At 66.6% G+C, this 25,677-nt stretch carries 28 protein-coding genes and 1 pseudogene; 11 read left to right on the forward strand and 18 right to left on the reverse strand.

Features of this window, described 5'->3' with window-relative positions:
- Positions 1-67: 67 nt before the first annotated feature.
- Positions 68-1,036, forward strand: a pseudogene (locus tag BKG60_RS32525) (YbfB/YjiJ family MFS transporter); the annotation flags it as partial.
- A gap of 42 nt (positions 1,037-1,078) precedes the next feature.
- Here the strand turns inward: BKG60_RS32525 and BKG60_RS17645 are convergent.
- Positions 1,079-2,011 (reverse strand): LysR family transcriptional regulator, encoded by a 933-nt coding sequence (locus tag BKG60_RS17645; protein ID WP_075909796.1) that lies wholly within the window; start codon positions 2,009-2,011, stop codon positions 1,079-1,081.
- A 125-nt stretch (positions 2,012-2,136) separates the two neighbouring features.
- Between BKG60_RS17645 and BKG60_RS17650 the strand changes: the two genes are divergently transcribed.
- Positions 2,137-2,850 (forward strand): SDR family NAD(P)-dependent oxidoreductase, encoded by a 714-nt coding sequence (locus BKG60_RS17650; protein ID WP_070944739.1) that lies wholly within the window; start codon positions 2,137-2,139, stop codon positions 2,848-2,850.
- 111 nt (positions 2,851-2,961) lie between these two features.
- On the opposite strand, the gene BKG60_RS17655 is transcribed toward BKG60_RS17650, so the two are convergent.
- Together BKG60_RS17655 and BKG60_RS17660 are read right to left on the reverse strand one after the other, a co-directional pair.
- A complete protein-coding gene (locus BKG60_RS17655) occupies positions 2,962-3,348 on the reverse strand; it encodes a hypothetical protein (RefSeq protein WP_131823375.1) in 387 nt (128 codons plus the stop codon).
- A 115-nt stretch (positions 3,349-3,463) separates the two neighbouring features.
- Entirely contained in the window at positions 3,464-4,453 is a 990-nt protein-coding gene (locus tag BKG60_RS17660) for an LLM class F420-dependent oxidoreductase (RefSeq protein ID WP_070944737.1), read from the reverse strand.
- Between the two features lie 56 nt (positions 4,454-4,509).
- Between BKG60_RS17660 and BKG60_RS17665 the strand changes: the two genes are divergently transcribed.
- Entirely contained in the window at positions 4,510-4,935 is a 426-nt protein-coding gene (locus tag BKG60_RS17665) for a pyridoxamine 5'-phosphate oxidase family protein (RefSeq protein ID WP_070944736.1), read from the forward strand.
- A gap of 4 nt (positions 4,936-4,939) precedes the next feature.
- A complete protein-coding gene (locus BKG60_RS17670; protein WP_070944735.1) occupies positions 4,940-5,533 on the forward strand; it encodes a class I SAM-dependent methyltransferase in 594 nt (197 codons plus the stop codon).
- Between the two features lie 83 nt (positions 5,534-5,616).
- Here BKG60_RS17670 and BKG60_RS17675 read toward each other — a convergent pair whose 3' ends face one another.
- A complete protein-coding gene (locus BKG60_RS17675; protein ID WP_070944734.1) occupies positions 5,617-6,162 on the reverse strand; it encodes a TetR/AcrR family transcriptional regulator in 546 nt (181 codons plus the stop codon).
- Between the two features lie 76 nt (positions 6,163-6,238).
- On the opposite strand from BKG60_RS17675, the gene BKG60_RS17680 reads away from it, so the two are divergent.
- On the forward strand, positions 6,239-7,453 hold the full coding sequence (locus BKG60_RS17680) for an FAD-dependent monooxygenase (protein WP_070944733.1): 1,215 nt from the start codon (positions 6,239-6,241) through the stop codon (positions 7,451-7,453).
- Here the strand turns inward: BKG60_RS17680 and BKG60_RS17685 are convergent.
- Positions 7,399-8,115, reverse strand: coding sequence for a nitroreductase (locus tag BKG60_RS17685; protein WP_070944732.1), 717 nt, complete (start codon positions 8,113-8,115; stop codon positions 7,399-7,401). The genes BKG60_RS17680 and BKG60_RS17685 overlap by 55 nt on opposite strands.
- A gap of 162 nt (positions 8,116-8,277) precedes the next feature.
- Here BKG60_RS17685 and BKG60_RS17690 point away from each other — a divergent pair, with 162 nt between their 5' ends.
- Together BKG60_RS17690 and BKG60_RS17695 are read left to right on the forward strand one after the other, a co-directional pair.
- Positions 8,278-8,700: a PPOX class F420-dependent oxidoreductase gene (locus tag BKG60_RS17690; RefSeq protein ID WP_070944731.1), complete on the forward strand. Its 423-nt coding sequence runs from the start codon at positions 8,278-8,280 to the stop codon at positions 8,698-8,700.
- Between the two features lie 9 nt (positions 8,701-8,709).
- Entirely contained in the window at positions 8,710-9,156 is a 447-nt protein-coding gene (locus BKG60_RS17695; protein ID WP_070944730.1) for a TIGR03618 family F420-dependent PPOX class oxidoreductase, read from the forward strand.
- Between the two features lie 56 nt (positions 9,157-9,212).
- Here the strand turns inward: BKG60_RS17695 and BKG60_RS17700 are convergent, their stop codons facing one another.
- The 3 genes from BKG60_RS17700 to BKG60_RS17710 form a co-directional block, all read right to left on the reverse strand.
- Positions 9,213-11,372, reverse strand: a complete 2,160-nt coding sequence (locus BKG60_RS17700) for a 3-hydroxyacyl-CoA dehydrogenase NAD-binding domain-containing protein (protein WP_070944729.1) — start codon at positions 11,370-11,372, stop codon at positions 9,213-9,215.
- A 30-nt stretch (positions 11,373-11,402) separates the two neighbouring features.
- Complete coding sequence (locus BKG60_RS17705) at positions 11,403-12,614, reverse strand: acetyl-CoA C-acetyltransferase (RefSeq protein WP_070944728.1); 1,212 nt, start codon at positions 12,612-12,614, stop codon at positions 11,403-11,405.
- Between the two features lie 339 nt (positions 12,615-12,953).
- A complete protein-coding gene (locus BKG60_RS17710; RefSeq protein WP_070944727.1) occupies positions 12,954-14,060 on the reverse strand; it encodes an alkene reductase in 1,107 nt (368 codons plus the stop codon).
- 55 nt (positions 14,061-14,115) lie between these two features.
- Here BKG60_RS17710 and BKG60_RS17715 point away from each other — a divergent pair, with 55 nt between their 5' ends.
- The gene (locus BKG60_RS17715; RefSeq protein ID WP_070947191.1) at positions 14,116-15,282 is read left to right on the forward strand and encodes a pyridoxal phosphate-dependent aminotransferase; all 1,167 of its coding nucleotides are present in this window, start codon (positions 14,116-14,118) and stop codon (positions 15,280-15,282) included.
- On the opposite strand, the gene BKG60_RS17720 is transcribed toward BKG60_RS17715, so the two are convergent.
- Both BKG60_RS17720 and BKG60_RS32705 read right to left on the reverse strand, forming a co-directional pair.
- On the reverse strand, positions 15,279-15,647 hold the full coding sequence (locus tag BKG60_RS17720) for a WhiB family transcriptional regulator (RefSeq protein ID WP_239252136.1): 369 nt from the start codon (positions 15,645-15,647) through the stop codon (positions 15,279-15,281). The two genes, BKG60_RS17715 and BKG60_RS17720, sit on opposite strands and share 4 nt — an antisense overlap.
- Positions 15,648-16,114: 467 nt before the next feature.
- Positions 16,115-16,246 (reverse strand): hypothetical protein, encoded by a 132-nt coding sequence (locus BKG60_RS32705; RefSeq protein WP_255740232.1) that lies wholly within the window; start codon positions 16,244-16,246, stop codon positions 16,115-16,117.
- Between the two features lie 15 nt (positions 16,247-16,261).
- Here BKG60_RS32705 and BKG60_RS17725 point away from each other — a divergent pair, with 15 nt between their 5' ends.
- Positions 16,262-17,821 carry a sensor domain-containing protein gene (locus BKG60_RS17725; RefSeq protein ID WP_070947190.1) on the forward strand — a complete coding sequence of 520 codons (1,560 nt, stop codon included), beginning with the start codon at positions 16,262-16,264 and terminating at the stop codon, positions 17,819-17,821.
- Positions 17,822-17,874: 53 nt separating this feature from the next.
- On the opposite strand, the gene BKG60_RS17730 is transcribed toward BKG60_RS17725, so the two are convergent.
- From BKG60_RS17730 to BKG60_RS17745, 4 genes are all read right to left on the reverse strand, one after another.
- Positions 17,875-18,318, reverse strand: coding sequence for an SRPBCC family protein (locus tag BKG60_RS17730; protein WP_070947189.1), 444 nt, complete (start codon positions 18,316-18,318; stop codon positions 17,875-17,877).
- A gap of 82 nt (positions 18,319-18,400) precedes the next feature.
- Positions 18,401-19,276 (reverse strand): universal stress protein, encoded by an 876-nt coding sequence (locus BKG60_RS17735; protein WP_070947188.1) that lies wholly within the window; start codon positions 19,274-19,276, stop codon positions 18,401-18,403.
- Positions 19,269-20,174, reverse strand: a complete 906-nt coding sequence (locus BKG60_RS17740) for a universal stress protein (RefSeq protein WP_070947187.1) — start codon at positions 20,172-20,174, stop codon at positions 19,269-19,271. Before BKG60_RS17740 ends, BKG60_RS17735 begins: the two co-directional genes overlap by 8 nt.
- A 136-nt stretch (positions 20,175-20,310) precedes the next feature.
- Positions 20,311-21,393 carry a CaiB/BaiF CoA transferase family protein gene (locus BKG60_RS17745; protein WP_070947186.1) on the reverse strand — a complete coding sequence of 361 codons (1,083 nt, stop codon included), beginning with the start codon at positions 21,391-21,393 and terminating at the stop codon, positions 20,311-20,313.
- 17 nt (positions 21,394-21,410) lie between these two features.
- On the opposite strand from BKG60_RS17745, the gene BKG60_RS17750 reads away from it, so the two are divergent.
- Together BKG60_RS17750 and BKG60_RS17755 are read left to right on the forward strand one after the other, a co-directional pair.
- On the forward strand, positions 21,411-23,078 hold the full coding sequence (locus BKG60_RS17750; RefSeq protein ID WP_070947185.1) for an alpha-keto acid decarboxylase family protein: 1,668 nt from the start codon (positions 21,411-21,413) through the stop codon (positions 23,076-23,078).
- 96 nt (positions 23,079-23,174) lie between these two features.
- Complete coding sequence (locus BKG60_RS17755) at positions 23,175-23,651, forward strand: Hcp family type VI secretion system effector (protein ID WP_070947184.1); 477 nt, start codon at positions 23,175-23,177, stop codon at positions 23,649-23,651.
- 26 nt (positions 23,652-23,677) lie between these two features.
- Here the strand turns inward: BKG60_RS17755 and BKG60_RS17760 are convergent, their stop codons facing one another.
- Genes BKG60_RS17760 through BKG60_RS17775 form a run of 4 tightly spaced genes read right to left on the reverse strand, consistent with a single transcriptional unit; the run spans position 23,678 to position 25,631 of the window.
- Entirely contained in the window at positions 23,678-24,118 is a 441-nt protein-coding gene (locus BKG60_RS17760; protein ID WP_039325007.1) for an SRPBCC family protein, read from the reverse strand.
- Between the two features lie 30 nt (positions 24,119-24,148).
- Positions 24,149-24,748, reverse strand: coding sequence for a TetR/AcrR family transcriptional regulator (locus BKG60_RS17765; protein ID WP_070947183.1), 600 nt, complete (start codon positions 24,746-24,748; stop codon positions 24,149-24,151).
- Positions 24,749-24,772: 24 nt separating this feature from the next.
- Positions 24,773-25,015, reverse strand: a complete 243-nt coding sequence (locus tag BKG60_RS17770; RefSeq protein WP_083339447.1) for a hypothetical protein — start codon at positions 25,013-25,015, stop codon at positions 24,773-24,775.
- 22 nt (positions 25,016-25,037) lie between these two features.
- Positions 25,038-25,631: a YdcF family protein gene (locus BKG60_RS17775; RefSeq protein ID WP_374243093.1), complete on the reverse strand. Its 594-nt coding sequence runs from the start codon at positions 25,629-25,631 to the stop codon at positions 25,038-25,040.
- Positions 25,632-25,677 lie beyond the last annotated feature (46 nt).

Below are 25,677 nucleotides of genomic sequence, written 5' to 3' on the forward strand. Positions count from 1 at the left end.
GTCACACGATGGGCCGATGCGCACACACGGACACGTGGCCCGAACCGCGGCGGCACTGGCATCGGCGATGGGTATCGGCCGCTTCGTCTATACCCCGATCCTTCCGCTGATGTCGGCGCAGGCCAGTCTCACCGCCCACGATGCCGCCGTCCTCGCCACCGCGAACTATGTGGGTTATCTCGCCGGGGCGCTGGCGGGTTCGATCTGGCCGCGGCTGGCCCGCTCGTTCACGGTGTGCCGCGTGTCTCTTCCCGTGATGGCGGCCAGCTTGGCTGCGATGCCGTTGGCTACGAACACATTCGAATGGGCGGTACTGCGTGGCGTGGCCGGATTCACCAGTGCCTTGGTGTTCGTGATCGCCGTCAACACCATGCTGGAGCACCTGCACGGACATCCCGCACACCTGGCCGGATGGGGATTCGGCGGGGTCGGCGCCGGAATCGCGCTGTCGGCACTGCTGGTGCTGGCCACCGGAGACTGGAAAATGGCCTGGTGGGCGGCGGCCGCGGTGGCTGCCGTGCTGGGTCTGGCCGCCTGGTCGATGCCTGCCGTCCCGCACAGCACCGCAACCGCACCGGCCGGTGACGCCCGGCCGCCCCACGGCCCGTTCACTCTGCTGCTGACCAGCTACACGCTGGAAGGGATCGGCTACATCATCGCCGGAACTTTCCTGGTGGCGGCCGTCGCCCAGGGTGCACCGGAGTGGCTGGGTGGGAGCACATGGCTGGTCGTCGGCCTCGCCACGGTGCCGTCGGCAGCGCTGTGGGCGGCGCTGAGCAGCCGATGGTCACATCCGGCACTGTTGGTGGCGGCGCTGGCGCTGCAGGCGGTCGGGATCGCCGTGGCCGGCATGGTCGGCGGGGTCACCGCTGCGCTGGTGGGCGCGGTGCTGTTCGGCGGCACCTTCATCGGTGTCAGCACGCTGGCTCTGGCCGCAGGCAGGCTGCTGCGGTACCCGCGCGCCGTCGCGCTGCTCACCACCGGCTACTCGGTCGGCCAGATCCTCGGCCCGCTCGTGGTCGCGCCGCTGCTGCACCGAGGTTTCGCGCCAGCACTGCTGGTCGGCGCCCTGGTGGTGTCAGCTGCCGCCGTGGTGTCGGCGGTGATGCGGATCGTCGTCGGGCACCCAGGCGCCGGGGTCGTCCAGACCGAGATCGCCGATGCCGCGGGTGAACTCGTCGACGACGGCGAGAACCGCCGGGCTGTCCTCGGCCCGACGCCACACCAACGACCACGTCCATAACGGGGTGGGCGCCACCACGGGGCGACGCACCAGGCCCGCGGGCAACGACACATCCTGCCCCTTTGGATTGTTGAGGACGGGCCGGCGCAGCCGTCGCACATGCTCGAAGAACGTGGGGCCGGTGACGCCCCCGTCATCGGTGCGCATCACGGGCGCCCCGACCGCCGCGGCGAACAGCTCGCCGTAGCGATTCCACGACGACCAGCTTGCCGCGTCCGTATCGACCAGCACCGTGGTGTCGCGGGCGGCGACCGGGGATTCGTCGGTACCGGCGCACAGCGCGTACAACCGATCCACCCCAATCAGCCTGGCCTGCAACGACAGCGCCTCCAGGTCGGTGTTCTGCACCCAGCAGATCGCCAGATCGAGGTTTCCTTCGGCGACCCGGGCGGCCTGCGTGTGCGACGGCATCACCCAGGTGTCCACCCGCACCTGGGCCACCCCCGAGGCCCGCTCGGCCCAATCCGTCGGGCACCAGTTCACATATCCGATCCGAACCGGCTCTGATGCCGCCAGACCTTGTGCGCGCCTGCGCAATTCATCGGCTTGCTGGACCAGCGCCCGCGCCTCGGGCAGTAGTGCGGTGCCTGCTTGAGTCAGCGCCACCGAGCGCCGGTCGCGGTCGAACAGGGTGACTTTGAGGTCGCGTTCCAACGCCTTGATCTGCTGGGACAGTGACGGCCCGGCGATACGCAGGCGCTCGGCGGCCCGGCCGAAGTTCAACTCTTCGGCGACGGTGACGAAATAGCGCAGCTGGCGTAGCTCCACCGTTGCAGCGTAGTAGGCGCAGCCTCCCAGCAAGGAGCCAACAGGTCGCGCAGGGCGGACATGACATGGGCGGCGGGCACGTTGAGCAGTGCATCAGTCCAGACGTTTTCAAACAAGGAGTTCCCATGAGCACCACACCACACGTCGTGGTCATCACCGGCGCCTCCCAGGGCATCGGCGAGGCCCTGGTAGCGGGCTACCGCAAGCTGGGCTACGCCGTCGTCGCCAATTCCCGGACCATCGATGCGAGCGACGATCCGATGGTGTTGACCGTCCCCGGCGATATCGGGCAACCCGGAGTGGGTAGAAAACTGATCGACGCCGCCGTCGAGCGATTCGGCCGTGTCGACACCATCGTGAACAACGCCGGCATCTTCGTCGCCAAGCCCTTCACCGAGTACACCGACGACGACTACGACGCCGTCACCGGAGTCAACCAACGTGGATTCTTCGAACTGACCCGCGCCGGGATCGCAGCGATCGAATTGCACGGCGGAGGCGGACACGTGGTCACCATCTCCACGAGCCTCGTCGATCACGCCAACTCCCAGGTGCCCTCGGTACTGGCGTCGCTGACCAAGGGCGGTCTGAACGCCGCAACCAAGGCACTGGCCATCGAGTACGCGTCGCGTGGCATCCGAGCCAACGCCGTCGCGCTGGGCACCATCCGGACCCCGATGCACACGCTCGAAACCCACGACTTCCTGGCGGCGCTGCATCCGCTCGGACGCATGGGCGATATCGACGAGGTAGTCGACGCAGTGCTCTACTTGGAGCAGGCCGGATTCGTGACCGGCGAGATCCTGCATGTGGACGGGGGCCAAAGTGCCGGACACTGAGCAGGTTCTGCGCGGGGTGCTCGACGAGTGGCGGGCCGGCATCGCCCACTATCGGGTCGTCGCCGTACCCGACTGAACAACTCTGGCAGCAGCCGAACCGGCCCCCGCTGTTCAAATCACCCGGAGTGAATCTCCGTCGTAGCCAAATCGGGACCGCAACTGGACCAGCAGACGCTCGGCCTCGGCGATCCGTGCGTGCAGCCGAACGAGCCCTTCCGGCATGGGCGCGTCGGCCACTCGGCGGCGTTCCCGAACGCGTCGCCACCGCAGCTCGGTGGCCGCGAGAAGGTCCCGCAGCTCGGCGATCTCGCCGACCAGAATGTCCTCGAACAGCCGCGATTGAGCGATGTCAGCGCTGTGCACGGGCCTGGAACAGTCGATCGCGGCGGCCGCGCGAGAAGCCATGCGCGGCAGGGGGTTGAGCACCGTGGCCACGTCGGCCCCGATTGTCGGGGCAGAAACAGATCTGCCCGTGACTTCCCGCATTTTCAGCGTCACGTGGGGATCATGGGGCACCCACCCGACTCACAGCGACAACACAGGCATGACCCGAGATATCGCCTCTGGTCATCTCCCGGTCGCGCGATGTACGTTTGACGGCCTTCCGCGCCGGCTAGCTCAGCGCGGGGATGACCTTCTGCTCGAACAGTTCAATGCCCGACCGGTCGTAGGCGGCCTCAGGGAAGTACAGAATCGCGTACTCGCACCCCAGATCGCGCATCCGCTTCAGTTTGTCGATGACCTGTTCGGGTGTACCGCTGGCCGACTCGGGTGCGAGGGTATTGGCGAGCATGGCATCGACAGCGGCTTCTCCGGCCACCGGCACCTGCCGGGCCCGCAACCGCGCGACGCGGTCGGCGACATCGGCCTCGGAATCCCCGATGACGGCGTTGAAATTGGCCGATCGGACGATCGAGTCGTAGTCGGTGCCGACATCTTGGCAATGGCCGGCCAGCACTTGGGACTTGTGCGCAAACCCGTCGGGCTCGGAGGTGAAGTTGGTGTACTGCGCGTACTTGGCCGCGATGCGCAGCGTCACCTTCTCCCCACCGCCGGCGATCCACAACGGGATACCGGTGTCCTGCAACGGCTTAGGGGCGACGATCGCGCCGTCGACCTGGTAGTGCTTGCCGTCGAAGCTGACCCGCCCGTCGCGCCAGGCGTCCCGCATGATCTGGACGCCCTCGTCGAGCCGGCCCAGGCGCACCCCGGCTGAAGGAAAGCCGTAGCCGTAGGCCCGCCATTCATGCTCGTACCAGCCGCCGCCGATGCCCATCTGCACGCGGCCACCGGAGATGATGTCGGTGGTGGCCGCGATTTTGGCGAGGTAAACCGGATTGCGGTAGCTCATCGCGGTGCACATCTGGCCCAGCTTGATCCGTGACGTTGTCGCGGCATAGGCCGACATCAGCGACCAGGCCTCGTGGGTGGCCTCATCGGTCGGCACCGGAACGGTGTGGAAGTGGTCGTAGACCCACAGCGAATCCCAGTCGCCTGCGTCGGCGTAGGCCGCGAGGTCACGCATCACCGGCCAGTGGCTTTCGGTGGGAATATCGACGAGATCAAGGCGCCAGCCCTGCGGGATGAAGAGTCCGAAGCGCATGGACCCCGACTCTACGACGCCGACGCGTGTCATGGCATCGGACTAGCCTGACTTTCATGGCCCTATCCAAGGAAGAACGCGAACAGTTTCTGGCCGAACCTCACATCGCCGCCCTCTCGGTATACGCAGGGGACAAGCGCGGTCCGCTGACCGTCCCGATCTGGTACCAATACAGCCCCGGCGGGGAGCCGTGGGTGTTGACCGGCGTGGGATCACGCAAGCATCGACTGATCGAGGCAGCCGGGCATGTGACCCTGATGGTCGAGCGGCTCGAGCCGACGGTGCGCTATGTCGCCGTCGACGGTGCGGTCACCCGCATCGAACCGGGCACCGACGAGCAGCTCCTCGAGATGACCAAGCGCTACCTGGCTCCTGAGAAGGTCGAGCCGTATCTGGAGTTCGCCCGCCGTGAGCACGGTGAGAGTGTCGCGGTGTTCTTCAAGCCCGAGCACTGGCTGTCCTCGGACCTGGGGTCGCTGTGACGCCATGAGCTCGCGCCAACGGCTGTTCCGGTGGCTCTACCGGCTCGGGTTCACGCCCTGGGACGGCCACCCGTTGGCGCATAGCCTGACCAAGCTCGTCGAGAGTACCCACCCCACGTCGCCGCCCGGTACCGCACTCGACCTGGGCTGCGGTACCGGCGACAACGCGGTGTATCTGGCCCGGCACGGTTGGCGGGTCACCGGGGTGGACTACGTGGCCAAACCGCTGAAGAAGGCTCGCGCCAAAGGCGCCGGGCTGCCCGTGAACTTCGTCAAAGCCGATGTGACGCAACTGAGTTCATCAGGTATCGGCGCGGGCTTCCAGCTGATCGTCGACAGTGGCTGCCTACACGGGATGAGCCCCGCCGACCGCGACGCCTACGTACGGGAAGTCGGTGCGGTGGCCGCCCCCGGCGCACAACTGCTGATCGTGGCCTTCATCCCTGGTGCGGCGGTGGGTGTGCCCGGCATCGGATTCGACGAAGTGCAACGCCGCTTCAAGGACGGCTGGACGTTGCTGTCGAGCGGGGATGAGCCTGCGCTGGACCAGAACGGCACCAACCGGGCGCGACATTACCTCTTCACCCATTCAATCTGACACGCGATCCCTGCAGAAAATCTGCGGATACGTCAGCGCTTCTGTTGCAAACGAATTCGCGCTCCGGCAGGCCATGGTCGCAACTACAGGCCCAGCGCAGCCATCGCTCCGTCCACGGTGGCAGTACGCAGCTGCTCGTAGGGCGTGTCGGGGAACTGCAGGCAGCAATCCTGTAGACCGCCGAATGCGATGACCGCGCGGGTGGATTGTTCGAGTGTCGGGCGCCGCCCGAACACCAGCACGCCAAGCCGAGCCCGCCAGGCCAGCAGTTGGTCGATCAACCCCAGATCGACCAACGTGGTCAGCTCGGAAACGATCAGGACGAGATCGGCGCGGTGCCGGAAATGGAAGTCGAAGTAACCCTCCAGGAGTTCCCGCGCCGAGGCGCGGGATGCGCCGCGTTTGCGTTCCTGCTCGGCGATGAAGGCCTCCCCCTCGTCGATGAGGGGCTGCAGGATGCTGCGGACCAGGTCTTCCCGGGACCGGAAGTGGTAGTACAGAGCGGGCTTGGTGATGCCGAGGCGGTCGGCGATGTCCTGCAGGCTGGTGCGCACCACGCCCTTCTCGGCGAACAGTTCGCGCGCCACATCGAGGATGCGTTGCCGGGTATCCAATGCAGGCTTGGCCACGTAGCCACCCTAACTTACTTAACGATAGGTAAGCTCACGGAAGGAGCACTTACCGACCGTTAAGTAAGGAGCCATCGTGAAGGTTCTCATCTCCGGCGCCAGCATTGCCGGACCTGTACTCGCCTACTGGCTGTCGCGGCACGGGGTCGACGTCACCGTCGTCGAACACTCCCCCGCATTGCGCAAGACGGGCGGCCACGCCGTCGACCTGTTCCGACCCGCCATGGAGATCTCCGAGCGCATGGGCGTGCTGTCCGACATCGAGGCACACGCCACCGGCACCACAGCGCTGATCGTTCACCGACCCGGCACGGCGCGCCCGGCCCGCCTGGACTACCTCAAGATCATCGGGGCAATGTCCGACCGGCACGTCGAGATCATGCGAGACGACCTCAGCGAGATCTATTACCGCGCCGGTCGTGACGACGTCGAGTATCTCTTCGGCGACACCATCACCTCGATCTCGCCCGACGGGGACGTGACGTTCGAGCACAACGGCCCACGCCGCTTCGACGTGGTTGTGGGAGCCGACGGCCTGCACTCCGGCGTGCGTCGACTGACGTTCGGCGACAACGTTTCCGAGAGCTTTCTCGGCGGATACCTCTCTGTCGTCTCGGTCCCCAAGGGCATGGCCCGCGACGGCGAGATGACCGGCCACTTCAAGCCCGGCCACATGGCGGGGATCTACACCGCCGACCATCTCGACGATGCGCGCGCGGTGTTCATCTTCCGCCCCAGCCGGCCGCTGGACTACGACTACCGCGACGCGGACCGCCAGAAATCACAACTGCGCGCCGCCTTCGAGCACATGGGACCCGAGGTTGACCGCTGGCTCGGCGAGGTGCCCACGACGCCGACGTTCTACTTCGACGCCATCACACAGCTGGAGATGGCGACGTGGTCACGCGGACGGGTGACCCTCGTCGGCGACGCGGGCTATTGCCCCGGGCCCGCGGTCGGTGGCAGCACCAGCCTTGCGGTGTACGGCGCCTACGTCTTGGCCGCCGAGATGGCCAGGGCCGGTGACGATTACGCTGCGGCCTTCGCCGCCTACGAACGCACGATGCTCGCGCCGGTCGTCGGCAGCCGGAAGCTGGCCCGCGTCAACGCGAAAACCGTTGTTCCGAACAGCAATTGGGGCATTCGCGCACTGGTCGGCGCGGGCCGGCTGATCTCGGTGCTGCCATTGGGCGTGACACAGTCGCTCGCCCGGCTCAACACAAAGGGCGTGCGGCTCTACGACACCATGCCGTTGCCGGACTGGCCCGCCCCGTTCAACGGAACCGGCTGATCGTCGATGAACGTGACCGTTTCGGTCAGCGGGGCCCGGCCGGTACGGATGTAGCTGACCGACGGATCCTCGTACCCGACCGACATGCCACAGAAGAGCATGAGCTCATCCGGGGGTGAGACGAACTGCGCGACGGTCTTGCGGACCTTCGCCCACGACATCTGCGGACAGCTGTGCAGACCTTCGGCACGCAACAGCAACATGACCGTCTGAAGGAACATCCCCAGGTCTGACCACTGGGGCCGGCCCAGGTCACAGTCGATGTAGCAGAACAGGGCTGCGGGCGCGCCGAAGGCTTCCCAGTTCGCGATGGCCGCCCGCTGACGCGCCTCCCAGTCCTCGCGCGCGATGCCGAGTGCGCTGTACCGCTCCTTCCCGAATTGGGATCGCCGGTCGCCATATGGTGATTTCAGTTCGGGCGGGTACATCACGTACTCGGGCTCGTCCCACTCATCGCCGGTGGCCACCCGCTCGACGGCGAGCTTCTTGAGCCGGGCGAGCGGCTCTCCGGCGACCACGAAGATGCGCCAGGGCTGCAGGTTCGACCCGGACGGCGCCCACGCCGCAGCCGAAAGCACACGCTGCAGCACCTCCCTGGGGACGGGCCGATCGGTGAAGCCGCGGACCGCGCGACGGGTGGCTACTGCCTCGTAGACGTCCACGATCGTCCGCCTTTCTCGCCAATCGGCTTGACTCGTTGTACTCAGCCTGCCGGTCAGCGACGGCCAACGGACCCTTGTAAGTCCGTAGTCTGCGGGACCGTGCCGACCGACCATGCCGTTCGGGCGCCTCACGGGTCCCCGCCCCGGGCGTAGCGTGGCTACATGGGCGAACTCACCGACGACGTGATCACGTTCTTGTCCGAAGGCACCCGCACCGCGGTGCTGAGCTGGGTGGCCGCCGACGGCAGACCATTGTCGGCACCGGTCTGGTTCGTGGTCGACGACGGCGAACTGGTCTTCAACACCGGCAAGGACACCGCCAAGGGCCGGGCGCTGGCCCGCGACCCGCGGGTGGTGCTGTGTATCCATGACGACACCCCGCCGTTCGCGTTCGTCCAAGTCCAGGGCGTCGCCGCGGTCAGCGAGGATCCCGCCGAGCTACTCGACATCGCCACCCGCACCGGCGGCCGTTACATGGGTGCCGAGCGGGCCGAGGAATTCGGCCGCCGCAACGGGGTGCCAGGCGAACTCGTGGTGCGGGTCAAGCCCACGAAAGTCCACGCCGCGTTCGACGTGGCGGATTGAGGTACGGCCATGACCGACATATCGCAGTTCGCCGACATGCTGTCCCGCGATCACGGGCTCTGCGTGCTGAGCACGCTGCGCGGCGACGGCAGCATCCAGTCCTCGGTGGTCAATGCCGGGGTGATGGCACATCCCCGGACCGCTGAGCCCGTCGTCGCCCTCGTCGCAATCGGCGGAGCACGAAAACTCGCGCACCTGCGCGCCGATCCCCGGGCCACCGTCGTCGCCCGCGCCGGCTGGCAATGGGTGACGGTCGAGGGCACCGTCGACATCGTCGGGCCCGACGATCCTGATCCCGGCACCGACGCCGAGAAGCTGCGGCTGCTCTTGCGCGGCGTCTTCGAAGCCGCCGGCGGTACCCACGACGACTGGGACACCTACGACCGCGTCATGCGCGACGAACGCCGCGCCGCAGTGCTGATCACGCCCACCCGGGTGTACTCGAACCCGAGCTGAGATGCCCAGGCACGCAAAAGCCCCCGACTCGCGCCGGGGGCTTTTGACGTTGTTGCTCAGGACTCCAGCGAAGCCGGGGGCAGGAAGCGGTCGCCGTAGCGGGCGGCCAGCTCCTTGGCACGGGCCACGAAGGCCTCCTTGCCGACACCGAGCTCACCCTGGTAGCCGACGATGAACTGGGCCGAACCACCGGTGTAGGGCGGGAAGCCGATACCCATGATCGAGCCGATGTTCGCATCAGCGGTAGAGGTGAGCACACCCTCGTCGATGCACTTCTGAGTCTCCAGCGCCTCGGCGAAGAGCATGCGGTCGATCATGTCCTGCAGCGGGATCGAGGAGGTTCCGGAGTTGAAGGTCTCCTTCAGACCCGGCCACAGCTGCGTCCGCTTGCCGTCGACGTACTCGTAGAAACCGGCACCCTTCAGACGCGACGGGCGGCCGATCTCGATCATCTTCTCCACGACGGCCTCAGCCGGGTGCGGCACGTGGGTGCCGCCGGCAGCCTCGATACCTTCCTTGGTGGCCACGGCGATCTTGTGCATGAGCTCCAGGTTGAGCTCATCGCTCAGCTGCAGCGGCGCCGCCGGGTAACCGGCCTGCGCACCCGCCTGCTCGATCGATGCGGGCTCCACGCCCTCGCCGAGCATGGCCAGCGCCTCGTTGACGAAGGTGCCGATCACGCGCGAGGTGAAGAAGCCGCGGCTGTCGTTGACGACGATCGGGGTCTTCTTGATGGCCAGCGTGTAGTCGAACACCCGGGCCAGCGCCTCGTCAGAGGTCTTCTCGCCCTTGATGATCTCCACCAGCGGCATCTTGTCGACCGGCGAGAAGAAGTGGATGCCGATGAAGTCCTCCTGGCGCTTCACGCCGGTCGCCAGACCGGTGATCGGCAGCGTGGAGGTGTTCGAGCCGAGCAGTGCGTTGGGCTCGACGATGTCCTCGATCTCCTGGAACACCTTGTGCTTGAGTTCCTGGTTCTCGAACACGGCCTCGATCACGAAGTCGACGCCCTTGAGATCCTGCGGATCGGCGGTCGGGGTGATCCGAGCCAGCAGCGCCGCGGACTTCTCCTCGGTGGTCTTGCCACGCTTGAGCGCCTTGGCCTCCAAGCCCTCCGAGTACGCCTTGCCCTTCTGGGCGGCCTCGACGGTGACGTCCTTCAGGACGACGTCGTAGCCGGCCTTGGCCGAAACATAGGCGATACCGGCGCCCATCATGCCTGCGCCCAGCACACCGATCTTCTTGATGTCCTGCTTGGCGATGCCGTCGGGACGCGATGCGCCACCGTTGATGGCCTGCAGGTCCAGGAAGAACGCCTGAATCATGTTCTTGGCGGTCTGTCCGGTGACCAGCGAGACGAAGTAGCGGCTCTCGATGCGGCTGGCGGTGTCGAAGTCGACCTGGGCACCCTCGACAGCAGCGTCCAGGATGGCCCGCGGTGCGGGCATCGGGGCACCCTTGAGTTGCTTCTTCAACAGGGCCGGGAAGGACGGCAGGATCGCGGCCAGCGCCGGGCTGGACGGGGTGCCGCCGGGGATCTTGTAGCCCTTGACGTCCCACGGCTGCGTGTGGGCCTCGGGGTTGGCCTTGATCCAGGCCTTGGCAGCAGGGACCAGCTCGTCGACCGAACCGACGAGCTCGTCGACCAGGCCCGTCTCCTTGGCCTTGGTGGGGTTGAAGCGGGTGCCCTGCGAGAGGACCTCCATGAAGGCCTTCTGGATACCGAACATGCGCACGGTGCGGGCCACGCCGCCACCGCCGGGCAGCAGGCCCAGGGTGACCTCGGGCAGCCCGATCTGGCTGCCCTTGACGTCGGCGGCGATGCGGTGGTTGGTGGCCAGCGCGATCTCCAAGCCGCCGCCGAGCGCGGCGCCGTTGATGGCGGCCACGACGGGCTTGGGCAGGGTCTCCAGCTTGCGCAGGTCGGCCTTGATGGTCTCGACCATCTCGAACGCCTGGGCGGCGTCGTCGGGGCCGATGTTCATCATGCCCTTGAGGTCACCACCGGCGAAGAAGGTCTTCTTGGCGCTGGTGATCACCACGCCGGTGATCGAATCAGGGTCTTCTGCCACAAGCCGTGCTAACTCTTCTACAGCGTTATGCATCGATACCTTGTAGTGATCGTTCATCACGTTGGCCGAACCGGTCGGGTCGTCCAACGTCAGGGTGACGATGCCGTCGGCATCCTTGTCCCACTGAATGGTGTTCTCAGCCATCTGTATTCAGTCCTTTGTGTTCGGCCGCGCTCAGACGCGCTCGATGATGGTGGCCACGCCCATGCCGCCGCCGATGCACAGCGTGACCAGGGCACGCTTGGCGCCGCGGCGCTCGAGCTCGTCGACCATGGTTCCGGTGATCATGGCGCCGGTGGCACCCAGCGGGTGGCCCATCGCGATGGCGCCGCCGTTGACGTTGAGCTTCTCGTCGGGGATGTTGAGGTCCTTCTGGAACTTCAGGACCACGGAGGCGAAGGCCTCGTTGAGCTCGAACAGGTCGATGTCATCGACGGTCAGGCCGGCACGGTCCAGCACCTTCTTGGTGGCCGGGGTGGGGCCGGTGAGCATGATGACCGGGTCGGCGCCGCTGGTGGCGGTGGCCACGATGCGGGCGCGCGGGGTCAGATTCTGAGCTTTCCCCGCACTTTCGCTACCGATCAGCAGCAGGCCTGCGCCGTCCACGATGCCCGAGCTGTTGCCGCCGGTGTGGACGTGGTTGATCTTCTCGACGTAGTGGTACTTCTGCAGCGCCACATCGTCGAAGCCGCCCATCGCGCCGACGCCGTCGAAGGCGGTCTTGAGCTTGCCCAGGCTCTCCACGGTGGAACCGGGACGCATGTGCTCGTCATGATCGAGGACCACGAGGCCGTTCTGGTCGCGGACCGGGATCACGGACTTGGCGAAGTAGCCGCCGGACCAGGCCGCCGCGGCACGCTCCTGCGACCGCGCGGCGTAGGCGTCGACGTCCTCGCGGGAGAAGCCCTCGATGGTGGCGATCAGGTCGGCGCCGATGCCCTGCGGGACGAAGCCGATGCGGTAGTTGGTCTCCGGGTCAGAAGCCCAGGCGCCGCCGTCGGAGCCCATCGGAACGCGGCTCATCGACTCGACACCACCGGCGAGCACCAGGTCATCCCAGCCGGAGCGGACCTTCTGAGCGGCCAGGTTGACGGCCTCAAGGCCCGAGGCGCAGAAGCGGTTGAGCTGGAAACCACCGGTGGTCTCGGGCAGCTTGGCCACCAGACCGGCGGTACGGGCGATATCGCCGCCCTGGTCGCCGACCGGGGAGACGACACCCAGGATGACATCGCTGATCAGCGTCTCATCCAGATCGGGGTAACGGCTGCGGATCTCCTCGATCAGGCCGACAACCAGGTTGACCGGCTTGATCTCGTTGAGTGCGCCACCGCGCTGCTTGCCACGCGGCGTGCGGATCGCCTCGTAGATGAAGGCTTCTTCGGACATGTCTGCTCCCCTGCCGTATCGGCGTTGGTTCAGGTTGGGTTGTGGAACCGCCCGACGAATGTGGGCGGTCCTCTGAACGGCAGCGTAGCAGCCTCGCCCAACCCGTTGGTTGGGCCTGTGCTCAGCATCTCCTTGCACACAGATCGACTCTGCGGCAAGGGCCTACTTCACCCGCACTTTTCCAACCCTCACCGCAGCATCAAACTCGCTTCAGCACCCGGTCGAGCGCCGCGCGGCCGTGCCCGCGGTGCGGCAGGTGCCATCCATCGCCGCGCATGAAGCGCCATGGCGGGAAACCAAGGCCCGAAATTCACCACAGCGCTTCATACGCGGGGGCCGTCAGGCGGAGCGCGGCTCTTCGATCGCCATCAACGTCGGATAGTCGGTGTAGCCGACCGGGCCGGGCGCATAGAAGGTCGCCATGTCGGGTTCGTTGAGCTCAGCACCCAGGATCAGCCGGTCGATGAGGTCAGGGTTGGCCAGGAACGCCCGCCCCACCGCGGCCGCGCTGATCGCCCCCCACTCGGCGTAGCTCTCCAACTGCGAGAAGTCGGTGCCGCAGTTGCGGCCGGTGTTGAGGACGAACGTGCCCGACCACAGCGCGCGGATGACGCCGAACGTGTGCTCGGCCGGGTCGATCAGCACGTGCAGGTAGGCCAGCCCGAGCCCAGCGATGCGCTCCAACAACGCCTCGTAGGCACTGACCGTGTCGTTCTCCTGCATACCGCCGGCGGTGTTCCCGGGTGAGATACGCAGCCCGACCCGGGCCGCACCGATCTCGTCGACGACGGCCTCGACCACCTCGGCTGTCAGCCGGGCCCGATTCTCCGGCGAACCGCCGTAGGCGTCGGTGCGCTGGTTGACCACATCGGAGGCGAACTGGTGCAGCAGGTAGCCGTTGGCACCGTGGATCTCCACGCCGTCCATGCCCGCATCGATCGCGCGGCGGGCGGCAGCCCGGAACTGCTCGACGATCACCGGGATCTCGGCGGTCTCGAGCGCGCGCGGCGTCTGCAGCGGCTTCTTACCCGTGGGCGTGTGGGTGAGCACATCGGCCGCGATCGCCGACGGCGCGACGGGTTCGAACCCGCTGATGTCAGGGTGCGCCATCCGGCCGACATGCCACAGCTGAACGAACATCTTGCCGCCCGCCGCATGGACCGAGTCGGCGATCTCGGCCCAGCCGTGCTGATGGCGGTCGGTGTAGATGCCGGGGGTGTTCATGTAGGCGCCGTTGGCGGTCTCGGCGACAGCGGTGGCCTCGCTGATGATCAGGCCCGCTCCGGCGCGTTGCGTGTAGTACTGCGCGGCCAGCGGTGAAGGAGTGCCGTCGGCGTCGGCACGTGAACGCGTCAGCGGTGCCATGAACAGACGGTTGGTAGCGGCGGTCTCGCCAACCTGGATCGGCTGCAGCAGTGCGGCGTCGGCGTTCAGTTTGTAGGTCACGCCGTATCAGAGCGCCGAGAGTGCGGCAATCATTCCCGCACTAGCCTGATGCACCATGACCGTGCAGAGACTGCAACCCTTTGCCGTCACCATCTTCGCGGAGATGTCGGCGCTGGCCAGCCGCCTGGGCGCGGTCAACCTCGGCCAGGGCTTTCCCGATGAGGACGGCCCGGCCGAAATGCTCAAAATCGCCATCGACTCGATCTCCAGCGGCCACAACCAGTACCCGCCCGGACTCGGAATCGCCGAGTTGCGTCACGCCATCGCCGGGCAGCGCAAACGCCACTACGGCATCGACTACGACCCCGACACCGAGGTGCTGGTGACCGTCGGCGCCACCGAGGCCATCGCCGCGTCGGTGCTCGGCCTGGTCGAGCCCGGCTCGGAGGTACTGGTGATCGAGCCGTTCTACGACTCGTACTCCCCCGTGATCGCCATGGCCGGCTGCGTACGTACCGCCGTGCCGCTGGTCGCCGACGGCGCCGGATTCGGGATCGACGTCGAAGGCTTGCGCCGGGCGGTCACCCCGAAGACCCGCGCGCTGATGCTCAACTCCCCGCACAATCCGACGGGTGCGGTGGCCTCCGATGCAGAGTTGCGCGCCATCGCGGCACTGGCCATCGAGCACGATCTGCTGGTGATCACCGACGAGGTGTACGAGCAGCTGGTGTTCGACGTCGAGCACCTGCCGCTGGCCGGATACCCCGGCATGGCCGAACGCACCGTGACCATCTCGAGCGCAGCCAAGATGTTCAACGTCACCGGCTGGAAGATCGGCTGGGCCTGTGGCCCTGCCGATCTGATCGCAGGGGTGCGTGCCGCCAAGCAATACCTGACTTACGTGGGCGGCAGCCCGTTCCAACCCGCGGTTGCCCATGCGCTCGATCACGAGGACGGCTGGGTGGCGCAACTGCGCCAGTCTTTCCAGGCCAGGCGCGATCGTTTGGGCAACGCTTTGGCCGACATCGGGTTCGAGGTGCATGACAGCCGCGGCACGTACTTCCTGTGCGCCGACCCACGGCCGCTGGGCTATTCGGACAGCACGCAGTTCTGCGCCGAGCTGCCGCAGAAGGCCGGGGTGGCCGCGATCCCGATGTCAGCGTTCTGCGATCCGGAGGCCCCGCACGCCGATCTGTGGAACCACTTGGTGCGCTTCGCTTTCTGTAAGCGAGACGACACCATGGAGGAGGCGATCCGCCGCCTCGGTGCGCTGCGAATCTAGCTTTCGTCGCTCATCGCGATGGCGCGCTCCCTGGCCGTCATCGCTCCCCAGATGCCGTAGGGCTCGGGAGCGGAGAGGGCATGCGCGCGACACCGGTCCAGCACCGGGCATGCCAGGCAGATGGCTTTGGCCGCGTTCTCCCGGCTGCGCAGCGGCCGGCCCCGAACCTCCTCCGGGAAGAACACCTCTGCCGGATGGTCCCGACACAGCCCGCGCAGCTGCCAACTCCACTCATCGAGGGCCGGGGGCGGCAGGTTGCGCGGGGAGCGGTAGACCGGGATGGCCGGGCGGGCGGCGATATTGCGTATCGCCTGTGGTTCAACGACTTCCAGCGGCGGGTGGTTGTCGAAAAGCGTGCGGGACAAAGGCATTCACCCCTTTGGCGGAAGTGGCGTGTGGCCTGCCATGCTGCCAGCCAAGCCTGCGTGCCCACGTTGTCATCATGTAAAGGATCGGCGGCAGATCGCGACACTTTGCTGCCCCGTTCCGGCACACCGCGGGCGATCAAGTGGTATGCCCCGCCCCTGCCATAGCCGGCCCCAATTCGAGTAGTCCGATACTCGCGCGGAACCCCACCAAATTTGCCACCATCGTAAAGATACTGGTGGGAGGGGTAAATGAACCTCGGAGTTAGAACGCTTGGGCGCGCTGGGGGACTCACGGCGGTCGTCACGTCTGCGGTGCTGGTGGTGGCGTGCAGTGCGGAGACCCACAATGATCCGCCGCCACCGCCGCCGCCGTCGAGTGGGACCTTGACCCTGCCGTCCACCACGACAACCTCAGGACCGCTGACCACGTACAAGGCCCCGACGACCACCCGGAACTCAGGCGGCTACACCAGCACGACGCTTCCGTTGCCCACAACAACGCTTCCGTTGCCGACCACGACGCTTCCGTTGCCCACCACGACGTTGCCCACCACGACGACGGATAACGTTCCGGTGACATCGGATCCGCCTACCACGCAGGCACCCCCGGCGTGACCGACGAGACGAAGTCACTCACCCAATCGGCCGAGCGGTGGCTGAGCCTGGCGGCCCTGGTGGTCGCACCGACATCGCTGATCACCGGCCTGTGCTACTTCTTCGGCCTCCTCGCGATCCGTAACCGGTTGCACTATTTCGGCGTCGATCCGGCGACCGTGGGCTACACGTCGGCCGACTATGTCGTCACCACCATCGGAACGTTCTTCTTCGCGTCGTTGCGGGTGCTGATCGTTCTCGCCATCCTGGTGGTGTTGGCCGTGGCTTTTCGACACGCGGCCACCACCGGCCGACGAATCACATTGCTGCGCAGCGTCGCATGGGCGGTGGTCGGCCTGGGCGCGGTGGGTTTGACCGTCGCCGTGGTGTGGCTGGTATCCGATCACAGCCTGATTCAATCGGTAATCCACAATCCCACCGACATGTACATGGCGGTGACGGTCGCCGCCGGAATCGCCCTGCTGGCCGTCGGCTACTGGGCGCTGACTGTCACCGGCGTGGGCCGGTTACCGAAGGCGGCCGAGCGGGTCCTGCTCGCACTGGCGGCTGCGGGCCTGGTGGTGGCGTTGTTCTGGGTCACCGATCTGTACGCCGTCGCCCAAGGCAAGCGCAGCGGGCAGGATGCCGCAAGCAAGCTTTGGCCTGCCGACGGTGAGTACACGGCGGTGCAACTCGATACCACTGAGGCGCTGAACATTCCAGACAATCTGGTGAAGATGACAGTGCTGCCCAGCCAGGGGCCGCCGGCCGCACCCGTTTACCGTTACCAATGCCTTCGCGTCCTGGAGGCGCACGCAGGCCGCTACGTGCTGGTGCCAGCCAGGTGGTCACGAGAGCAGGGATACGCCATCACCGTGACTCCCGATTCGACACACCGCGTCACCGCGGTGGTGGATTCGACGCCCGTGGCGCCGGGGACCACAGTCGATGACTTCTGGCAATGCCCCGAGGTGGTGCGCACCTACCAGAAGCCTGACCTCGAACCGATCCTCATCGGTCCCGAGACGGCCCAGTCCCTGGTGGGCGTGGGCCAGCTCAGCACCACCGGACCCGACACCACCAGCGACACCGCACCCGCCGACGACAACCCCGCTTCATCGAAAGGTTGTGTATCCGAAGCAGATCCATCCGCCCCTCCGTCGGCGCTGCCGCCCTACCCCACAGGTGTCGCGGCAACCCGGGAACGCGAGATCACCGGCGACGGGGCGTCCGGCCGGGTGCGGTTGGCGCAGCGGGCGATGATCTTCCCCGACCCCGCAGCGGCCCAGAACTTCATGGCCGCGGTACAGGAGCACTGGGGTTACTGCACGGATAGGACAGCCGCGGTAAACCGCGACGGGGAGGCTCAACTGCGCACCCTCGGCGCACGGACAGTGCAGGAAGGCATTGTGTCGGTGACTGATTCCGCGCTGTCGAGCTCAGTGCCGGACTGCGCCCAGGCCCTGACCGCCAAGGCCAATATCGTCGTCACAGTCGACTTGTGCGGGGTAAGGGATCCAGCTCAGGCCGCCGCAGTCGCCCACGACGTGCGCAACCGGATTCCCACGGACTACTAGCGCACTGTGGCCGTCGAATTGCTGGACAGCCACCGGCTACGTCCTGGCAACGCTCACCGGCGTCGTGAATGACTCATGACACGCCGCCGCAAGCGATCGATGGCGACGTCGAGGACCAGCGCCCTCGCGCGCCGGATCAGGAACTCCGGGATCGGCATCGCGAGGTCGACGATGACGTCGAACCGCACGCGCGTCTTGTCCACCTCAGGTGTCAGGTTGTATTCAACGTGCTGACCGCGCTGCTGCAGGTTGGGCTCGGCGTCCCAGACCATCCAATGGTCGCCCCAGTGGAATTCGAGTATTTCCTTGTCCGTGATTCCGAGCAGGCGCATCGTCGCCTTGACGTGGTGGGGCTTGCCGTCGGGATAGCGGTCGATGACCTTGACCCGCCGATGCAACGCCGACCAGGACGGCAGCGCGTCGACGTCGGCGAGCACCTCCATGATCGCCTCCGGTGTGGCGTCGAAAACCGCCTCACGTGATGCCTGCACGGCCACACCTCCGAATCTAGCGAAGCGCGCCGCCCGCGGCGGTGATTCTGCGATGCGAGCCGGTCCGGCAGCAACCAGACCCCGATGATCAGCTGGTTTGCCTGGCCACGATCACCGGTGCGGTGGACGAATTGACCACTGCCGAGCTGACCGATCCGAGCAGCAACCCGGTGAACCCCCCGCGTCCGCGATTGCCGACCACCACCAGCTGCGCGGTCTCAGCCTGCGCCAGCAGCTGCCGTGCGGGCTTGTCAGGCATGACCACGCGGCGGACCGCAACGTCGGGATACCGCTCACACCAGCCGGCCAACTGCTCGGCAAGCGCGCGCTCGGCCTCAGCGCTCAGGTCCTCCCACCGCACGTCGGGGAATTCGAAGTTCAGATCTGTCCAGGTGTGCACCACCACGAGTTCCACTCCGCGACGCGACGCCTCGTCGAAGGCGATCTCCGTGGCGAGTTCGGAGGCACGCGACCCATCGACCCCGACCACCACGGGCCCGTTCGGCGGTTCGGTTTCGGGGATCACCGCGACAGGGCCGTGGGCATGAGCGGCCAGGCTCGAGCTCACCGATCCGAGCAGCCGGCGACTCCACTTGCTCAGGCCGCGAGAGCCGACGACGACCAGGTCGGCCTGCCTGGAGTACTCGATCAGGGTGCCCACCGCGTGCCCGGGTACTGCTTTCGCGATGATCCGTGGTTCCTGCTGGCCGGCAATGGCCTTGACCGCGACACCGCGCGCGGCATCGAGAATCTCCTGACCGTGCTGTTCCTGATAATCCCAATAGTCTTGGGGCAGTGCGACATCCAACCAGACCGGTGATGCGGCGCCCGGCAGTGCATACACCAGCGTGAGCCCGACACCCCGCAATACCGCGGTGTGAGCCGCCCAGGCCACCGCGGCGTCCGACGAGGGTGACCCGTCAACGCCGACCACGATGCCGTGCCGGACGTCATGCTCACTCATGCGATTCTCCTTCTCGCGCGGCCCGGCAGATCATCACCGGCACCGGACTGTGGTGCAGCAGGTTCAGGCTGGTCGAACCCAGCAGGACGCCGGCCAACGCGTTGCGGCCCCTGGATCCGACCACCACGAGCCCCGAGCCGGCGACATGCTTCAGCAGCGCCTTGCCGGGCGAGTCCGGCTCGACGAAACATTTGGCGTCGACGCCCGGGTGCCGTTTGTGGTGGACGTCGACGGTCTCGGTGAGGCCGGCCAGCTCCGCGGACTCGACGCCGTCCCAATCGATAAGCAGTGGGATGGTGACACCGGTCTCGGCTGGTGCGGCCAGCGACAATGAGCGCACGGCGTTGACGGCGAGCCCGAACTGACCGGCGTATTCGAATGCCGACTCCAATGCGGCCTGCGCGGCCGGACTGTCGTCCACCCCGACGACGACACTGCCGTCGCCCGGCGCCACCTTGTCTCCGCGGAAGGCAACCACCGGGCACGCCGCCCGGGTGGCCACCGACAGCGCCGTCGACCCGAGCAGCAATGCCGCGGCCGGGCTGACCTTCTTTCCCCCGAGGACGACCAGACGCGCGTCGGCGCCGGCGTCGATCAACACCTGGTCGGCCGGCTCGTTGAACGAGACGGTGGACACCGAGAGCTCGGGATTCTCGGCACGCACAGCCTCGTCCGCGGCCTTGAGGAACGCCTCGGCCATATCGCGCTGATAGGACATCATCGCTGCGGTGAATGCGGCCGCCGTCTGAGTCAGATTGCGACCGACGGCGGGCAGTGCGTGCACGATGCGCAGCGGTGCGCCGAAGCGCGCCGCGACCGCGCCGGCCCACCGAGCCGCGTCCAGCGCGCCGTCACTGCCGTCGATCCCGACTACTACGGGTGCGTTCGAAGAAGTCACACCTTCATCGTGGCCGCTGCGCGCCCCGATGGCCAGGGACCAAAGTCTCTAAGTGCCTGGCCACTCAGTATTCGAACCTGAGCTTGTGTGCGAAGAATGTCGAAAATCTCGCACACGAGCTCAGGCTCGGCGAGTATCACTCCCAGCCGACGTCGGCGATATCGGTGCTCGACTGCGGGGGCTGGCCCGGCATGCCTGGCGAGGTTCGGGAGAACCGCGGCGCCGGGGCGGCCTGTGCGACACCGTCGACGGTGATCAGCGTCGACCGGTCCAGCAGATGCTCGCTCTCGGCGGCCTCACCCCAGGTGAGCACCGGTGTCACGCAGGCGTCGGTGCCCGCGAAAATCGCGGTCCACTCGTCGCGGGTCTTGGTGGCGAACCGCTCGGTGAAGATGGCCCGCATCTCGTCGTACCGGGTCAGCTCGAACTGGCCGGGGATCTCGTCGGCATCCAGGCCCAGACCGGCCACCAACTGCGCGAAGAACTGCGGCTCGATCGACCCGACCGCCATATGGCCGCCGTCGGCAGTCTCATACGTCCGGTAATAGGGGGCGCCCCCGTCGAGCAAGAATGATTCACGTTCGTCACGCAACGAACCGGTGGCCCGCATGGTCCACATCATCTGCGACAGCATGCTGACCCCGTCGACCATCGCGGCATCGACGACCTGGCCCTTGCCGGAGCGCTCCCGCTCGTAGAGCGCAGTGACAATGCCCATGACGACGAGCATCGACCCACCGCCGAAATCGGCGACCAGGTTCAGCGGGGCCACCGGCGGGCGGTCACGGTAACCGATCGCCGAGAGTGCACCGGTCTGTGACAGATAGTTGATGTCGTGGCCGGCGGTGCTCGCCAGCGGTCCGTCCTGCCCCCAGCCGGTGATCCGGGCAAAGATCAGCCGCGGGTTGACGGCCTCGCAGTCCGCCGGACCGATGCCGAGTCGCTCACAGGTTCCCGGCCGGAAACAGTCCAGCAGCACATCGGCTTTGGCGACCAGGTCCAGCAGCTTGCCCGGTTCGCTCTTCACATCGAGGTCGACGATGCGCTTGCCGCGGTGCAGCAGGTCGACATTCTCGGCGGGCATGGTCAGGCCACCCGGCCGGCGCACCCGCACCACGTCGGCGCCCAGGTCCGACAGCATCATCGCGGCGTGTGGCCCGGGGCCGATGCCGCCGAGTTCGATAACTCGCACTCCGGCGAGCGGTCCGGTGTTGGTCATGCGAGGCACACTAAGGGATGGCTGAAAACCTCTACACCGTCGGTGACTATCTGCTGGACCGCCTCGCCGAACTCGGCGTGACCGAGGTCTTCGGCGTGCCCGGCGATTATCAGCTGGAATTCCTCGACCACATCCTGGCTCACCCGACGCTTCGCTGGGTGGGCGGCGCCAACGAACTCAACGCCGGCTATGCGGCCGACGGCTACGGCCGGCTGCGAGGTATGGCCGCGTTGGTCACCACGTTCGGGGTCGGCGAGTTGTCGGCGGCGAACGCAGTCGCGGGCAGCTACGCCGAGCACGTGCCGGTGGTCCACATCGTCGGCGCGCCGTCCAAGGATTCCCAGGGCGCTCGGCGCATCGTGCACCACACGCTCGGCGACGGCGACTTCGAGCACTTCCTGCGGATCAGCCGGGAAATCACCTGTGCCCAAGCCAATCTGGCGCCCGCCACGGCGACCCGGGAGATCGACCGCGTGCTCTCGGAAGTGCGTGAGCAGAAGCGTCCCGGCTATCTGTTGATCGCCACCGACGTAGCCCGCTTCCCCACCGAACCTCCCGCCGCACCGCTGCCCCGCTACACCGGCGGGACGAGTCCGCGCGCCCTGTCGATGTTCACCGCGGCTGCCGCCGAACTGATCGGTGATCACCGACTGACGGTGCTCGCCGATTTCCTGGTGCACCGGATGGGCTGCGTCGACGAACTCGGTGCACTGCTGGGGGCCGACACCGTAGGGCACGCCACCTTGATGTGGGGCAAGAGCCTGGTCGATGAGAGCTCGCCCAACTATCTGGGCATCTATGCCGGTGCGGCCAGCGAGGTTTCGGTGCGCAAGGCGATCGAGGAAGCCCCGGTCCTGGTCACCGCGGGTGTGCTGTTCACCGACATGGTCAGCGGATTCTTCAGCCAACGCATCGACCCGGCGCGCACCATCGACATCGGCGTGAACCAGAGTGTGGTGGCCGGGCAGGTCTATGCCCCACTGGACATGTCGGCCGCGCTCGAGGCCATCACCACGATCCTCACCGGACGCGGCATAACCTCACCGGCGTTGCCGCCCTTGCCAGCCCGGACCACGACCGAGCCACCCGCACCTGACGTGGCGCTGACTCAGGAAACCCTGTGGGACAGGCTCGCTGAGGCATTGACCCCGGGCAACGTGGTACTCGCCGATCAGGGCACGTCGTTCTACGGAATGGCCGGACACCGACTGGCCTCCGGGGTGACGTTCATCGGCCAACCGCTGTGGGGTTCGATCGGCTACACGCTGCCCGCGGCGCTCGGGGCCGGGCTGGCCGACCGGGGCCGACGCACGGTGCTGCTGATCGGTGACGGCGCCGCCCAGTTGACCATCCAGGAGTTGGGCACGTTCGGCCGCGAGGGGCTGGCCCCCGTCGTGGTGGTGGTCAACAACGACGGCTACACCGTCGAACGCGCGATCCACGGCGTCACAGCCGAATACAACGACATCACCGGCTGGCGCTGGACCGAGCTGCCCGCCGCACTCGGCGTACCCGATGCGCTGACCTTCCGGGCCAGCACCTACGGCGAACTCGATGACGCGCTCACCATCGCGGCGGCCACGCCCGATCGCATGGTGCTCGTCGAGGTGATGCTGGGCCGCATGGACATCCCGCCGTTGCTGACCGAGTTGGCGCAATCCGCCTCTGACGCGAACTCAAGCTAGTCCGGGCCGGAATCGAGTAGGCCACTACTCTATTCGCGGTCGCCCCACCTGGATGGAATGGAAGGTGAAAACGCCGGCCGCACAGGGAGACATCAGATGTCCACAGAAATCTTCGCGAAAATCGGTGACATCAAAGGTGAATCTGTCGATGCCAGGCATCCCGACGAGATCGACGTGGTGTCGTTCTCCTGGGCTGTCACCCAGGCCGAGTCGGTGGTGGCAGGCGGCGGCGGGGGCGCGGGCAAGCCCACGTTCCAGGATCTGCTGTTCGTCCACACCATCGACAGCGCAACACCCGCCTTGCTCCTGGCCTGCGCTACCGGACGGCATCTGCCGCAGGCGACGATCAGCCACCGCAGGGCCGGCGAGAACCAGGACTACCTGACGGTCAAGCTCTCCGACGTGACCATCACGGCCGTCAGCCAGAACGGTTTGGAGGTCCAGCCGTACACCGAAACGGTGAGCGTGCGGTTCGGCAAGGTCGACCTGCTGTATCGGCGCAGGCGACTGGACGGGACCCTCGACGAGGGTCAGCATTTCGTCTTCGACGTGCAGAGCAACCAACCCGGCTGACCCGATCGCGGACGCGCCGCGGGCGCTCAGCCCTTCTTGACCTTGAGAACCTGCTTGCGCAGGCCTTCCGTCGCGGTTTCCACACCGCCCTTCATGGTTCGCTTCAGGATGAAACCGGGCAGCGGTACCGACAGGTCGATCGTGATGTCGAACCGGACCTTGGTCTTGTCGCCGTCGGGAGTCAAGGTGTAGCTGGCGTCCTGGGCCTTGAGCTGACCGGCGCTCACCAGCGTCCAGCTGACCTTGTTCTCGCCCCAGGTGTATTCGATCACCTGCTCGTCGGTCAGCCCGGCAGCCTTGACGGTCATCTTGACCTGCTTCGGCCGGCCGTCGTCGTAACTCTCCAGGATCTCGGCGCGCTGGTACTGCGGCGACCAGCTGGGCGTCGCCTCCACATCGGCCACAACGTCGAGGATCTCCTGCGGGGTCGCCTCGATGACTACTTCACGGGAATCGCTGGTTGCCATGCGGCGAGATTACTCGGGATGGGCCCGCTGTCAGCTGACCGGCGTCAGCATGGCGGTGCACGCCAGTACCGCGTCCTCGGTGATCTCGCCTACCTGACCACCGCTTTCCACGGTCATCGCAGTCAGCTCACGCAACCCACCGATCATCATGATGATGCGGCGCCGCGAGATCGATATTCCGGCCGAGCGGAACGCTTCGGTATTGGCCATGGTCTGGACCATGGCGATGAACTTCTCCATCGATTCGCGCTGCAGCGCACGCGCCGCATTACCCAGCGTCGGCAGATCGCGAATCCAGGCCAGCATCAATGCCGGGTGGGCCTCATAGGAGGCGATCCACGCTTCGACCGCCTGGCGCACCTGCGTCTGCCAAGGCACCTCCTGGTCTACAGCTACCGCGATCGACCGCACATGTTTGGCGTTGATGCTGGTGAGCAGAGCGACGAAGCACTCTTCACGGCTGGCGAAGTGCTCGTAGAAGGTGCGGCGCGATGTCTTGGCCCGACGCACGATGTCGGCAACAGTGGTGTTCTGATAGCCGTCCTCGACGATCGATTCGATCATGGCGGCGAGCAGACGCGAGCGGAACGTGCTCTTGTCGGCCTCAACCGACGTCGTGGGACTGTTCATCTCGGGCAGTCATGGTAATGCCGATCAACGCCGCACGGTGGGGCTGTGTCCGACGACCGATCGAGCGCCCGGACTGGCCGCCGGCGGCCGGTTCTGCTTGAAGCTCAGGCAGACACCCAGGTTGCCACCCACACACGGAACCCCGTTCACAGTGGGCACCGGCCCTCCGGAACGGTTCCCGGTCGGATCCAGGGCCGCCGGCTCAGCACTGGCCGACGGCGCGAACACCACCGCCAATGCGCAGAGACCGAGGACCATCCGGTGCATATGTCCAGCGTAGCGCCGGCAATCAGCCGATCGGCGTCAGCGGGCTCAGCACATCACGTACGAACTGGGCGGTGTTCACCGACGGATTGCCGTCAGGGAAGCTCACCGTGGCCAGCACGGTGCCACCGGCGTCGGCGAAGTTCTTGTCGGCGCGGCCCTGATGCGTCGAGGAAGTCACCACGATGATGCCGGTGGCGCCCGCCTTCTTCGCCAGCGGCACCGAGAACTGCGCGTTCTGCACCGTGCTGTTGGCCCGGTCCTCGACGATGATCCGGCTGGGCGGAAGGCCAAGCATGACAAGAAGATTGCGCATCTGTGCGGCCTCGGTCTGACCGTTTCGCGGGTTTCCACCGGTGACGATGACCGGAGCCTGCGGGAACGCCTGCGCGATCGCGAGGCCGGTGAGGGTGCGGTGATACAGGATGGCGCGCATCGAGCCGTCGGGCTTCAGGCCGTAGCCGAGGATGACGATGGCGGGCTTGGTGAAATCCTTGCCGGCCACGGGCGGGACGGCGTGTGCGGTGACCGGACTGACGGTCAGGGTGAGCACACACGCCAGGACCAACACGAGAACCCTCAGCCAGTTACGCATCTCACCCCCCAACAGCTGCGACACCTGTGAATGTCGTTACCAGTGGGGTCGATGTTACCGATCTGGCGAA

The organism is Mycobacterium syngnathidarum (assembly GCF_001942625.1).
GTDB classification, from domain to species: Bacteria; Actinomycetota; Actinomycetes; order Mycobacteriales; family Mycobacteriaceae; genus Mycobacterium; species Mycobacterium syngnathidarum.

Bases quoted from the DNA above. Each gene is read 5' to 3' on its own strand.
- BKG60_RS17745 (WP_070947186.1), bottom strand. From the start codon at position 21,393: ATGACCAACACCGGACCGCTCGCCGGAGTGCGAGTTATCGAACTCGGC.
- BKG60_RS17700 (WP_070944729.1), bottom strand. From the start codon at position 11,372: ATGGCTGAGAACACCATTCAGTGGGACAAGGATGCCGACGGCATCGTC.
- BKG60_RS17770 (WP_083339447.1), bottom strand. From the start codon at position 25,015: ATGCACCGGATGGTCCTCGGTCTCTGCGCATTGGCGGTGGTGTTCGCG.
- BKG60_RS17660 (WP_070944737.1), bottom strand. From the start codon at position 4,453: ATGCGCTTCGGACTCTTCATCCCGCAGGGCTGGCGCCTTGATCTCGTC.
- BKG60_RS17715 (WP_070947191.1), top strand. From the start codon at position 14,116: ATGACCGTGCAGAGACTGCAACCCTTTGCCGTCACCATCTTCGCGGAG.
- BKG60_RS17665 (WP_070944736.1), top strand. From the start codon at position 4,510: ATGGCCCTATCCAAGGAAGAACGCGAACAGTTTCTGGCCGAACCTCAC.
- BKG60_RS17735 (WP_070947188.1), bottom strand. From the start codon at position 19,276: ATGAGTGAGCATGACGTCCGGCACGGCATCGTGGTCGGCGTTGACGGG.
- BKG60_RS17750 (WP_070947185.1), top strand. From the start codon at position 21,411: ATGGCTGAAAACCTCTACACCGTCGGTGACTATCTGCTGGACCGCCTC.
- BKG60_RS17760 (WP_039325007.1), bottom strand. From the start codon at position 24,118: ATGGCAACCAGCGATTCCCGTGAAGTAGTCATCGAGGCGACCCCGCAG.
- BKG60_RS17705 (WP_070944728.1), bottom strand. From the start codon at position 12,614: ATGTCCGAAGAAGCCTTCATCTACGAGGCGATCCGCACGCCGCGTGGC.
- BKG60_RS17695 (WP_070944730.1), top strand. From the start codon at position 8,710: ATGACCGACATATCGCAGTTCGCCGACATGCTGTCCCGCGATCACGGG.
- BKG60_RS17755 (WP_070947184.1), top strand. From the start codon at position 23,175: ATGTCCACAGAAATCTTCGCGAAAATCGGTGACATCAAAGGTGAATCT.
- BKG60_RS17765 (WP_070947183.1), bottom strand. From the start codon at position 24,748: ATGAACAGTCCCACGACGTCGGTTGAGGCCGACAAGAGCACGTTCCGC.
- BKG60_RS17650 (WP_070944739.1), top strand. From the start codon at position 2,137: ATGAGCACCACACCACACGTCGTGGTCATCACCGGCGCCTCCCAGGGC.
- BKG60_RS17690 (WP_070944731.1), top strand. From the start codon at position 8,278: ATGGGCGAACTCACCGACGACGTGATCACGTTCTTGTCCGAAGGCACC.
- BKG60_RS17670 (WP_070944735.1), top strand. From the start codon at position 4,940: ATGAGCTCGCGCCAACGGCTGTTCCGGTGGCTCTACCGGCTCGGGTTC.